The organism is Glutamicibacter sp., assembly GCF_050701915.1.
Taxonomy (GTDB): Bacteria; Actinomycetota; Actinomycetes; order Actinomycetales; family Micrococcaceae; genus Glutamicibacter.
Window position 1 is genome coordinate 336423 of the sequence record NZ_JBOGEG010000001.1, and the last position, 12034, is coordinate 348456.

A 12034-nucleotide genomic window follows, 5' to 3' on the forward strand; every position below is an offset into this window, starting at 1 on the left:
GAACAGGTTAAACCACCGGTGGCCGGCAAGCGTGGATGCTTGCCGGCCACCGGATGGGGCTATGGATTTATTTGCCGTCGGCGTCCGGATCGGAGCCGGTGCCCGGATCTGAGCTGGCGTCCGCCGGGCAGTCCGTCGCGGGCTTGGCGCTATCTGCCGGGACCGGCTGCGCCGGGGACTTGCCTGGCAGGTAGAACGGATCGGCCTGCTGGTTGCGCAGCTTGCCCAGCACCAGTACCAGCGCGAGGATGCCGGCGATGGCGATGCCGATCGCCAGCCACTGGTGCACGCGCAGGGCCAGCGGCCCGAGGGCGATGATTTCAGCCGGGTCCAGGCGCAGCGATTCGGTGAAGGTGCGGCCGATGCCGTACCAGATCATGTAGCAGCAGAACAGCGCGCCGCGGCGCAGCTTGAACTTCCGGTCCAGCGCGATCAGCACGAAGGCACCCAGGACATTCCACAGCGACTCGTACAGGAAGGTCGGGTGGAAGAGCGTGTCCGCGGGCAGCCCGGCCGGGAAGTTGTAGCTGTCCGCGTCGATCTCCAAGCCCCATGGCAAGTCGGTCGGCGCGCCGAACAGCTCCTGGTTGAACCAGTTGCCCCAGCGCCCGGCCGCCTGCGCCAGCAGCAGGCCGGGCACGGCCGCGTCGACGAAGGCCGAGAGCCGGATGCCGGATTTCCGGCAACCGATCCACGCCCCGAGTGCGCCGAGCGAAACCGCACCCATGATGCCCAGACCGCCGAGCCAGATCTGCGGGATCTCGGCCAGGTGCGCGGTTTGCCCGCCGAGCCCGAAGTAGTACATCGGGTCGGTGATCAGCACGTGGTAGAGGCGTCCGCCGATGATGCCGAAGGGGATCGTCCAGATGGCGATGTCCCAGAGCATATCGGAGTTGCCGCCGCGGGCTCCCAGCCGCTTGTTGGTCAGCCACAGGGCGATCAGGATCCCGGCGAGGATGCACAGCGCGTAGGCGTGGATGGTCAGCGGGCCGATCGAGATCTTCGCGAACTCCGGCGGCGGCGAAGGGATGGAGGCGGGCAGGGCAAGCGCCAGCTGTGCGGCGAAGGCCATCAGGCCCGTCCGCTCAGTTCGGCGGCCAGGGCGCCCACGGCCGGCACTCCCCCGTCACGCAGCGCGGCTACCAGCGCAGTGCCGACGATCACCCCGTCGGCGTAGGCGCCGATTTCTTCCACATGCTCGCGGCGGGAGACGCCCAGGCCCACGCAGGCATTTTCGGCGCCGGCGTTGTGGGCGGCGTCGACCACTGCCTGCGCGGCGGAGGACACCTCGGTGCGCGCACCGGTGACGCCCATCAGCGACACGCAGTAGACGAACCCGGAGGAAGCATCCACGGTGCGATGCACCCGGGCTTCGGTGGACGAGGGGGCGATGAGGAACACGCGCTCCAGGCCGTGCTTCTCGCTGGCCTCCAGCCATTCGGCGGCCTCATCGGGCACCAGGTCCGGGGTGATCAGGCCGGCGCCGCCGGCTTCTGCGAAGCGCCGGGAGAACTCGTCCACGCCCAGGCGCAAGACCGGGTTCCAGTAGGTCATGACCATCACGGCCGCGTCGGTGCGTTCGGTAATGCCGCGCACGATGTCGAAGATCTGCGGGACCTTGAAGCCGTTGGCCAGTGCCTGCACGGTCGCTTCCTGGATCACCGAACCGTCCATGACCGGGTCGGAGTACGGGATGCCGATCTCGATGACATCCACGCCGTTCTCGGCCAGCGCCACGGCGGCCTCGATGCTGGTGGCGACGTCTGGGAAGCCGGCAGGCAGGTAGCCGATGAGGGCCGGGCGGCCCTCGGCGCGGGCTGCGGCGATCTTCTGGGCGCTGGTCACGCGGGTCATCTACTTCTCCTCGGAATTCTGCGGGCCGGAGTTCTGCGCGTTGGCCGCGTTGATTTCGGCCTCGGCGTCCTTTTCGTCGATCATGTTGAACCAGGCGGCAGCGGTGCCCACGTCCTTGTCCCCGCGGCCCGAGAGGTTCGCGATGATGATGGTCTCTTCCGGGACCGCACCTTCGGCGATCTTGCGCGCGGCCAGGCGGATGGTGCCGGCCAGGGCGTGCGCGGACTCGATCGCCGGCAGGATGCCCTCGGTGCGGCACAGGGCCTTGAACGCGTCCATGGCCTCGGTGTCGGTGACCGGTTCGTAGTGCACGCGGCCGATGTCGGCCAGGTAGGCGTGCTCCGGGCCGACGCCCGGGTAGTCCAGGCCCGCGGAGATGGAGTGCGATTCGACGGTCTGCCCGTCTTCGTCCTGCATCAGGTAGGACTTCGCGCCGTGCAGCACGCCCGGGCGGCCCAGGGTGATGGTCGCGGCGTGGCGGTCGGTATCCACGCCGTCGCCGCCGGCCTCGTAGCCGTAGATCTGAACCGACGGGTCATCGAGGAAGCCGTGGAAGATGCCGATCGCGTTCGATCCGCCGCCGATGCACGCGGTCACCGCGTCGGGAAGGCGGCCGGCCTGGGCCAGGATCTGCTCGCGGGCCTCGTCGCCGATGACCTCGTGGAAGTAGCGGACCATGGCCGGGAACGGTGCGCCGCCGGCGGCGGTGCCCAGCAGGTAGTGGGTGTTATCCACGTTGGCGACCCAGTCGCGCAGGGCTTCGTTGATCGCGTCCTTCAGCGTCTGCGAGCCAACGGTCACCGGGATGACGGTGGCGCCGAGCAGGCGCATCCGGGCAACGTTCAGCGCCTGGCGGCGAGTGTCTTCGGCGCCCATGTAGACCACGCACTCCAGGCCCATCAGGGCCGCGGCGGTAGCCGAGGCGACGCCGTGCTGGCCGGCGCCGGTCTCGGCGATGATGCGGGTCTTGCCCATGCGCTTGGCCAGCAGCGCCTGGCCGAGCACGTTGTTGATCTTGTGGCTGCCGGTGTGGTTCAGGTCCTCGCGCTTGAGGAAGATCCGCACCCCGCCGCAGTACTGCTGCGAGAAGCGCTTGGCTTCGGTGAGCAGCGAGGGGCGCCCGGAGTAGTTCTTGTTCAGGTCCTTGACCTGGGCGATGAACTCGGGGTCGTTCTTGGCCGCTTCGAAGGTCTCGTTCAGCTCGTCCATGGCGGCCATGAGGGACTCGGGCATCCATCGTCCGCCGTACGCACCAAAGTACGGGCCGCTTGCGTGCCTTAACGACTGTGCATCGATCGACTGGCTGTGCTCGGAGTTTTCCGGAGTGCTCATCGATTCCCTCTTTTCTCGTACGAAGCTTGATTCGTGGTAAGTCTCGTGCCCCGCCGGAAACTCCTGCGGGGCACGAATTGCAGTTCTGGGTCCTTCGCCGCCGTGCGCGGCTAGCGCTGCGGCTTGGCGTCGGTACCGGCTTTGATGAACGCGGCGACCGAAGCGCGCGGATCGGCATGCTTCACCAGCGCCTCGCCCACCAGGATCGCGTCGGCGCCGGCCGCGCCATATTGGGCGACCTGCTCGGTGGATTCCACACCGGACTCGGCGACGATCACTGCCTGGGCCGGCAGCAGCGGGGCGAGCTTGCCGAAGGTGGCTGGATCGACGTCCAGCGTCTTCAGGTTGCGCACATTCACACCGATGATCTTCGCTCCGGCCTTGATGGCGCGGGCGATTTCTTCCTCGGTATGGGCCTCCACTAGGGCGTTCATTCCCAGCTGGTGAGTCAATTCTAGGAAAGATGCCAGCAATTCATCATTCAGCGCCGCAACAATGAGCAACACGAGGTCAGCGCCGTGCGCGCGGGCTTCGTAGATCTGGTACTCGTCGACCGTGAAATCCTTGCGCAGCACCGGAATCTGCACGGCGGCACGCACCGCATCCAGATCCTGGAGCGAACCGCCGAAGCGGCGGGCTTCGGTCAGCACGGAAATCACCGAGGCCCCACCGGCCTCGTATTCGGCGGCCAATGCGGCAGGCTCCGGGATATCGGCCAGTGCGCCCTTGGACGGGGACTTGCGCTTTACCTCGGAGATGACACGCAGCGTGGTGTCTCGGGCGGCCTGGTCGGCGTGGCCACCGAGCGCGGCGAAAGCATCGCGCGCAGGAGCAGCTGCTGCCGCGGCCTGCTTGATCGCTTCCAGGCTGGTGATTGCGCGACGGGCGCCCAGGTCTTCCCGGACGCCCGCGATGATGTCATCAAGAACAGTCAATTTAGTGCGATGCCCCGCTGCGAGCGCCGCCCACACCGAAACCGGCCGCCTTCAGGATCCAGCCCAGGAGCAGGCCGACCACCATGATGCCGCAGCCGACCCAGACGATGGACCAGGCGAAGTAGGCGAAAGCGATGCCGGCCACGATTGAACCGACAATCATGGTCAGTACGCAGGCCCACGCTGCGATGGAGTTACCGTGGCCAATCTCTTCGGTGTATACCGGATCGAGCTCGGTGTTCTGCGACATGTTCGATGTCTCCTCATGTTGTGATGCTGCGTCCCGGCAGGGCGTTGCTGCCCGGGACGTTGGTCTTCAGGTTCCATTCTGCCACCTGCGCGCGAGAACCTCCTATTCCGGAAGCCTTCGTTTCGCGCCGGTGGTGCGAATCACGATCCGCTCGGGTTATTTCCCGCCAGCCGTCGGGTCTTCGCCGTCCGAGAGCTGCTCCCAGCTGGCGATGTTGCGCGAGGACTGGTCCTTGGGCTCCGCACTGGCCTTGGCCGCTTGCCGATCGTACTTGCTGGCCTTGGCCGGCCAGCGGCCAGCGAAGACGAGCACCAGCACGGCTTGGAGCGCCATCAGCACGCCGGCGAACACCGCGACCGCTGGCCACGCGCTGAGGGTGTACTCGCCAACGTTCTGGGCCAGGCCGGTAGCTTCGGCCACGGCGGTGGAAGCCACGGCCTGCGGATCGCGCAGCGCCCCGACGCCGGCGGCAACCACGGTGGCACCGGCGAGCAGGCAGATCGCTGCAATGATGTAGCGGGCGATCTTCCCGGCGATCAGCAGCGCCAGCGAACCGGCCAGCACCACCACGGAGACCGCGGTGACCGAGGCGGCTGCGGTTGCGCCGTCGATGACGATCTGCGGGATCTGCACGGAGCTGGAAGCCACATCGACGGTGATCCATGTGCGGGTGGCCGACCAGAGGCCGATCAGTGCCCCGGCCATGCCGAAGAGGGCGAGGGTGCGGGCGCTGGTCAATTTCTTCACTTCGTTTCACCTGATTCGGTGTTGATGTTGTGGGCCGCACGCATCGACTGCGCAGCCCAGACGGCGCGCAGCGGGGCGGCTGCCTTGTTCACGGTTTCCAGTGCCTCATCGGCGAACTTCGAGTCGTTCACGATGCCGCCGCCGGCTTGCACGTAGGCGCGTTCCCCCTTGAGCAGGGCGGAGCGGATCGCGATGGCCATGTCCATGTCGCCGGCGAAGTCCAGGTAGCCGACCACACCGCCGTAGATGCCGCGGCGGTACGGTTCGTACTCGTCCAGCAGCTGCAGGGCGCGGGGCTTCGGGGCTCCGGAAAGCGTGCCGGCCGGGAAGGTCGCGGCGAGCACGTCGTAGGCGTCCACATCGTCGCGGGTCTTGCCGACCACGTTGGAGACCAGGTGCATGATGTGGCTGAAGCGCTCGACCTCCATGAACTGGGTGACTTCCACGGTGCCGGCCTTGCAGACCCGCGAGAGGTCGTTGCGCGAAAGGTCAACCAGCATCAGGTGCTCGGCGCGTTCCTTCTCGTCGTTGAGCAGCGACTTCTCGTGCAGCTGGTCATCCTCGTAGTTCGCCCCCCGCGGGCGGGAACCGGCGATCGGGTGGGTGACCACGTGCGAATCGTTGACGGTGACCAGCGCTTCGGGCGAGGAGCCGACGATCTCGAATGGTTCGCCGTCCTCGTTGACGAAGTTGAACAAGTACATGTACGGGCTCGGATTGGTCGCACGCAGCACGCGGTAGACATCCAGCGCGTCAGCCTGGGTTTCCAGCTCGAAACGGCGCGAGACGACGATCTGGAAGACCTCGCCGTCCACGATCGCGGTCTTGGACTTGGCCAGCGCCTTGAGGTACTCGTTCTCTTCCCAGGAGTGGGTGACAGCTTCCATCAGGGTTTCGCGCGGCACATCGGTACCGGTGAGCACCGCCGCGGCCGAATCCACCGGCACCGAGAGCTGGTCGAGCATCGCCTGCAGGCGGGTGACGGCACCGTCGTAGGCCTCGTCGATGTTCTCGTCGCTGCCATCGAAGTTGATCGCGTTGGCGATCAGCGTGACGGTGCCTTCGGCCGCATCATGGGCGGCCATGTCGGCGACCAGGTTCATGCTCAGCTCGGGCAGGTTCAGATCGTCCGCCGGAGGGTTGGGCAGCTTCTCCCAGTGGCGCACGCATTCCCAGCCGATGAAGCCGACCATGCCGCCGGTCAGTGGCGGCATGCCGGGAACGGGTTCGGTCTTCAGCGCGCGCACGGTGTCGCGCAATACCTCCACGCCCGCGCCGCCGGTGGGCAGGCCAGCTGGCGCATGGCCCTGCCAGTAGGCTTCTGAACCGCGGGTGCTCAGCGTTGCCGGGGAGTTCACCCCGATGAAGGAGTAGCGGCTCCAGACGCCGCCCGGGGCAGCCGATTCCATCAGGAAGGTGCCAGGGCGGCCCTGCGCCAGGGTGCGGTAGAGGCCGATGGGCGTGAGCGAGTCAGCCAGCACGGTGATGGTCACGGGGATGACACGACGGTTCGCGGCCATGGCGCGGAAGGACTCGCGGGACGGGGAAATCTTGCCAAGGGTTTTCATCAGTGTTCTTCTTCTACGTATTCTTCGAGCGCGTGCTGCGACGCGCAGCTGGGCGCGGCATTCGCGGCGCTAGCCAACCGCGTGTGCCGGTGCTTCGGAAGTTCTACTCGGGGCGGTTGCCCACGACGGCCGGCAATTCACGATCGGTGAAGCAGGATTCGGTGCCGGTGTGGCAGGCGGCGCCTACCTGGTCGACCTGCACCAGCAGCGCGTCGCCATCGCAATCAAGGGCAACGGACTTCACGAACTGGTAGTGGCCGGAGGTGTCGCCCTTGCGCCAGTATTCTTGGCGGGAACGGGAATAGAAGGTGACACGGCCAGTGGTCAGCGTGCGGTGCAACGCTTCATCGTCCATCCAGCCGAGCATCAAGACTTTCCCGGAGTCGTGCTGCTGCGCGATGGCAGCGAACAGGCCATTGGCATCTCGCTTGAGGCGCCGGGCGATAGCCGGGTCGAGGCTGTGGGATTCAGGGCTCGAATTCGAGCCGTCGTTAGAAGTAGACATCCCCTTTAGCATACTGGTTTTCCGCGGAATCCAGAGACCTGTGACGTACCGCTCGTCGACGCGCCACGCCGTCTTGGCGACACCTCTTTCACCTTGCACAATTAGTCACTTGGAGCGTGCTAGTTTCAGAGGTGATGCACTTAGTTCAGGCTTCCAGACTTGCGTTGGCCGAGACCCTGCTTGCGGCAGGACCTACCGCCGACACCCTTTGCGACGGTTGGCAGACCCGCCATCTCGCCGCTCACCTTGTGTTGCGCGAAAGCTCGCTGCTTTCTGCCGGCATGTTCTTCAAACCGCTCTCCAGGAAGCTCGAAGCGAAGCTGAACCAAATGGTGATCGCGGCGCAGACCCCCGAAGGCTATGCCGGATTGGTCCGCAGCTTCCGATCGGGTCCGCCAGCCTTCTCGCCGTTCGCCATCGACAAGGTCAACCAGTCGGCAAACCTCTCCGAGTTCTTCATCCACACCGAAGATGTGCGGCGTGCCCGCGGGCAGTGGGCTCCACGCGTGCTGGATACCGAATACACCGAGCTGCTCTGGCAGTCGCTGATTCGCATGACTCGCGTACTGTTCCGGCATGCGCCGATCGGCATCATCTTGACTCGTCCGGATGGTCAACGCCATGTTGCCAAGAAGGCTCCGAACGCGGTGTCGATTACCGGACCAGTTACCGAGCTGATGATGTACTCCTTCGGCCGCATCGACCAAAGCCTCGTCTTGTTTGAAGGCGGAGAAACGGCATTGGAAATCGTCAAGGGCTTCAAACCAGGAATGTAGCGCTCCGGGCGTTATCCACATTTTGGGGTGTACCGTAAATGCTATGGGAACTGATGACGAATTAGGACTGACCATCAACACTCGTGAACGTAAAACAACCGCCTAAATGTCTTTAGTTTTCGACACCGTACCCACGCAAACTACTCAAAATCGATAAAATCTGCCGAGCCCTATCTAGGTCTCCTTGGGAACGTTCATACGAATACATACCAAGGCCTAAGAGCACGAGTTTTACGGGACGACCTGCAAATCCGGTCACCTGTAATGTTCGCACTGAGCACTCTGTCGGATATACGAGGAACGCAATTGGCGAATTCAACGCAGCAGCAGTTGCCAACGCTTGATATACGTGCGCTTCCTTGGGAAGCTTGCCCATTTTCGTATACTTTGCTTCAAACGTAGCGAAGGGCGCACCCCTAAAGAAGATTAATCCATCCGGAATTACGTTCGTAACGACGTTTTGTGAATCAGCTAATAAAGGATGTTTCGCTTTCGAATGCACTTCAAATTCGCCATCTGAGATTTGCGCCAACGCCTCTAAACAACGCGTGAGCAGTGTTTCAAGTAAGGGCCAAGGCTCAACGGCAATATCAAGCCCAAAGTTTCGTCCTGATTCGCTAATCAGCGAGCGATTTTCAAGTACTACTTTTGCTATGTCCCAGGCAGGCTGATAGGCCGACCACTGAGAAGGCAATCTCAAGCTCACGATGGATCGATCTATAGCAAAGGAAGCAGATTGCCCGGGGGCCGCAAGTGTTGCCAATTCCCGAAGTTCGGCGGAGACATGTTTATTTGCAACAGTTCTTGACAGAATTCGAGCAACCATCGACAAGCCATAAGTAAAAGGGTTAACCGCACTTAACTCGTCTTTAACCTGAGGGAACGTGAAGGGATGAGCGAAAGCCTTACGCATCCATTTACCAACTAAAAGCTGTCCACTAATTCGAGTGGACTCAAATTCTTTGCGCCTATATATCTGGATAGGGCCATCTTTTCTCAGCGCAAGACGCAGTCGGCGTGCATACTCATATCCAACCGCTTCAGATAAGTCATTCCTTATTTGGGAATCGCCAGAGCGTCTTGAGCCCGAAACTGAAATGCGAGTTTCATGTTCTAAGAGTTGGATCACTGAATCCGCCCAATTACTGCGACTCTCGACTTTCGGCTCAACGACTAGCCTGTCTCCGTTCGCCAAACCGATCGATCCAACAATATTTTTAAATTCAACTTCTCGCCCTATGATTTTGAATTGATTCAATGTAGGTCGCAAAATTGCTGATACACGGCCTACCGCTTCCAGCACATTCGGAATTATCTCAACAGGAACTAGCTGCGGCTGATGTTCACGAAAATTAAAAACTTTCATTAGACATTGGCAAGTCGTTTTAGTTCGATATGGATCTCGTTCATCTCCATATCGGATAAGTTATTAAATTCCAGCCGTGGCGCCCCAAAAGATCCAAGGGCATCCGGGCTCTTCTTCCACCATGCAGCTTGGGACTCATTGTCGTCAACCGCTTTGTCTGATTGACCTGCCGATAAAATAACACCCAATAATTCGTCGTTCTCTTGAAGGGATAGCTTTAAGGATTGCGTGATCCGTCGGTCCCAAGCATTAGCAATCGATTGAAGCCTCTCTGTTACAGTCTCGCCACTAACATGCCAAAAATTGCTATGCCCAATACAGAAATCTCGACCCAGAACAGCGGTAATCCTGTCATTCAGGTTCCTTAGAATTGCAACCGCTAATGATGAGACCATCGGCACAGTCCAATGTTCAATCGACAAGTCAAAATCCGGTTGTTCGTCGGCTCCCAAATGCTTTGACAACAATTCATAATCTGGTGCCATCTCAATGATAGAAAATCGCCGTCTAAGCGCTGCATCTAACGGTGCTACAGACCTATCGCTACTATTCATAGCGGCAACAAGATAGAAATTCTTGGGTAGGGTAAACCGTTGATTGACCGACCGATTTCCCCGTACAGCGAACTCTGGCAGAGTCTCAATGTTTAGCGACTGATATGGGAGGTCAATATAGCTTTTTTCGCGCTTATCCTTGTCCAATAGCGCCAAGGTATCGCCAAGAATTGCAGAAGCGTTTCCACGGTTGAACTCATCAAGTACAAGTACAGATCGGTGGCCTTGTCCGCTCGCAAAATGCGCCAAATTCAGAAGTGGGCCCGAAACAACTTCCACAGAAACAGATCCCGAAGGATCTGGTACTGGCAGAAGTCCTAGAACTAGATTCTCGTAACTATACGCAGGGTGCAAAACGATTGTTCGTGTTAAACCTGGTTCGACGTCCGTACCTTGGACCGTCCATGCATTGTGATTTTCATCCGGATCGAAGGTCAGTGAAGAACCTGGATTCTCAATATAGTTAGTCAGTTCATCCAAAAGAACTGACTTGCCGGTGCCTGGAGGGCCAACCAGCAGTAGATTTGGATTCTCCTCAAGCTTTTCAAGCAATCCTGCGACTTGCGGTGTTAACTCCGCCCCGGTGTCATTTAGTTGTATAGAGCTACAGGCGCGAGAGGGAGTTGCCGATTCGAGTATCTGCTGAATAACATTTGGCAGTAGCGACGTACTTGCAAACGAGAGTTCGGCCGAAGGATCATTTATATACGCTCTTAGATGCACAACATCCGGTTCATTACGAAGCTTGACTGCTACTAAATACGCATCAATTCCACGCTGTTGATAATCCGCCAGATGCTGATCAGCTTCGTCTGGCGTCGCACCGTCAGGATTGCCTGGAATGGTGCGAGGTTTCGTTTCATCTGGCGTTTCAGTCAGCCTCCAAGCTTCCGGAGGACCGTCTCCTTTGAGCCAAGCCAAATGGAAACGGTCAGATGAGTGTTGAATAAAACCAGGTGCTTCACCACCAAACCACTTGAGAGTAAGGTCGATCCGACTACCTAGCTCGTCAGCGTGAAACACGTTACCCATGAGCTTTCCGCAGTCACCGGAAACTTGAAGATAATCTTTTGAATACGTCTTATCCCCGTCAAATCGTCCATAGGTTGCCTTTTGGACAGATTTTCCGAAATACCAAACCCAAACCGCTTCGACATCTTGTGCAGCCATCTAACGCTACTTTCCAATTATGATTGCTTCTGGTGAACGTTTAGCCTCTACCGCACGCTTGCTTTGCGCACCGATAGAACGATGCGTGGTAAAGCCAATTACTTCAGCATTGGGAAATAGTGACCGCACGGCCTCATTATCCCTATTGGACATAATCCATTTTATATCTCTGCGCGTGAAGTCAGCGCAAATCTCGGCGAGCTCTTGTAACGCAGGAAGCTCGAAGACCTTGGAGGTGTACTTATTAAACTTTGAAGTCGGCTCTTTTTCATCTGCATTAGTCCAGACGGGTAGATAGGGTGGATCGAGGTATACAAAATCGCCCGGCTCCACTTTGGCACATGCTTCGCGAAAATCACCGAAAGTTATCTCCGCCGATTGTAGGCTGGCTTTGACATTTTCAAGGGTTTCCTCTGAAAGGCCCCGGAACGGACGAGCTCCCCACGGCACATTCATGGCGCCTGTCTTTGAGTTTGTCCGCCATAAACCATTCCAAGAAGTCTGATTCAGATAGACAAAACGAGCAGCTCGTTCAACCTGCGTTGTTGGTAACGAAGAGCGCACAGTGTAATAGAACTCTTTCGAGTCATTTTCCGCGTACCAGGCCAACCGATCAGCAAAAGCTGACTCCCCTGACTGCACCATTGTCCAAGCTGCGATCAGGTCCTCGTTCAAGTCGGTTAAAAACGAGCGACCTTGCACTCGATCTTGCAAGGCGAAGAACATGGCCCCACCGCCGAGGAATGGCTCATGATAATTTCGAAATACCTCTGGGACATGTGGCAAGATTTTTGGCAACAATCTTGTCTTGCCGCCCACCCACTTGAGAAAAGGTTTTCTAGCCAGCGCGCGAGAACCCAAGTTCGTCGCTTCTCTCGTGCTATCCACTAGCGTCCCGATGATAAACCTCCACTGCAATTGTCAACGACCACTCACCCTAGTGTGAGATCATTAGAGTAATAAGTCTATCGAACCAC

General features: G+C 59.7%; 12 protein-coding genes. 1 reads left to right on the forward strand and 11 read right to left on the reverse strand.

Translation table 11 applies throughout. From position 1 onward, the window contains the following. Positions 1-67 precede the first annotated feature (67 nt). The 8 genes from lgt to hisI form a co-directional block, all read right to left on the reverse strand. Complete coding sequence (lgt, locus tag ACRDT3_RS01750; protein ID WP_431491313.1) at positions 68-1072, reverse strand: prolipoprotein diacylglyceryl transferase; 1005 nt, start codon at positions 1070-1072, stop codon at positions 68-70. Then, positions 1072-1854 (reverse strand): tryptophan synthase subunit alpha, encoded by a 783-nt coding sequence (gene trpA, locus ACRDT3_RS01755; protein WP_431491314.1) that lies wholly within the window; start codon positions 1852-1854, stop codon positions 1072-1074. Before trpA ends, lgt begins: the two co-directional genes overlap by 1 nt. Beyond that, on the reverse strand, positions 1855-3186 hold the full coding sequence (trpB, locus tag ACRDT3_RS01760; protein ID WP_431491315.1) for a tryptophan synthase subunit beta: 1332 nt from the start codon (positions 3184-3186) through the stop codon (positions 1855-1857). A 110-nt stretch (positions 3187-3296) separates the two neighbouring features. Then, positions 3297-4121: an indole-3-glycerol phosphate synthase TrpC gene (trpC, locus tag ACRDT3_RS01765; protein WP_431491316.1), complete on the reverse strand. Its 825-nt coding sequence runs from the start codon at positions 4119-4121 to the stop codon at positions 3297-3299. A 1-nt stretch (position 4122) separates the two neighbouring features. After that, entirely contained in the window at positions 4123-4371 is a 249-nt protein-coding gene (locus ACRDT3_RS01770; protein ID WP_431491317.1) for an HGxxPAAW family protein, read from the reverse strand. Positions 4372-4527: 156 nt separating this feature from the next. After that, entirely contained in the window at positions 4528-5118 is a 591-nt protein-coding gene (locus ACRDT3_RS01775) for a Trp biosynthesis-associated membrane protein (protein ID WP_431491318.1), read from the reverse strand. After that, positions 5115-6686: an anthranilate synthase component I gene (locus ACRDT3_RS01780; RefSeq protein WP_431491319.1), complete on the reverse strand. Its 1572-nt coding sequence runs from the start codon at positions 6684-6686 to the stop codon at positions 5115-5117. The genes ACRDT3_RS01775 and ACRDT3_RS01780 overlap by 4 nt, the downstream gene beginning before the upstream one ends. Before the next feature lie 103 nt (positions 6687-6789). Beyond that, on the reverse strand, positions 6790-7191 hold the full coding sequence (gene hisI, locus ACRDT3_RS01785; protein WP_431491320.1) for a phosphoribosyl-AMP cyclohydrolase: 402 nt from the start codon (positions 7189-7191) through the stop codon (positions 6790-6792). A 134-nt stretch (positions 7192-7325) separates the two neighbouring features. On the opposite strand from hisI, the gene ACRDT3_RS01790 reads away from it, so the two are divergent. Continuing rightward, positions 7326-7967: a TIGR03085 family metal-binding protein gene (locus tag ACRDT3_RS01790; protein WP_431491383.1), complete on the forward strand. Its 642-nt coding sequence runs from the start codon at positions 7326-7328 to the stop codon at positions 7965-7967. 112 nt (positions 7968-8079) lie between these two features. On the opposite strand, the gene ACRDT3_RS01795 is transcribed toward ACRDT3_RS01790, so the two are convergent. Genes ACRDT3_RS01795 through ACRDT3_RS01805 form a run of 3 tightly spaced genes read right to left on the reverse strand, consistent with a single transcriptional unit; the run spans position 8080 to position 11918 of the window. After that, complete coding sequence (locus ACRDT3_RS01795) at positions 8080-9333, reverse strand: 5-methylcytosine restriction system specificity protein McrC (protein ID WP_431491321.1); 1254 nt, start codon at positions 9331-9333, stop codon at positions 8080-8082. Continuing rightward, positions 9333-11057, reverse strand: coding sequence for an AAA family ATPase (locus ACRDT3_RS01800; RefSeq protein WP_431491322.1), 1725 nt, complete (start codon positions 11055-11057; stop codon positions 9333-9335). The genes ACRDT3_RS01795 and ACRDT3_RS01800 overlap by 1 nt, the downstream gene beginning before the upstream one ends. 6 nt (positions 11058-11063) lie before the next feature. Beyond that, positions 11064-11918: a DNA adenine methylase gene (locus tag ACRDT3_RS01805; protein ID WP_431491323.1), complete on the reverse strand. Its 855-nt coding sequence runs from the start codon at positions 11916-11918 to the stop codon at positions 11064-11066. Positions 11919-12034 lie beyond the last annotated feature (116 nt).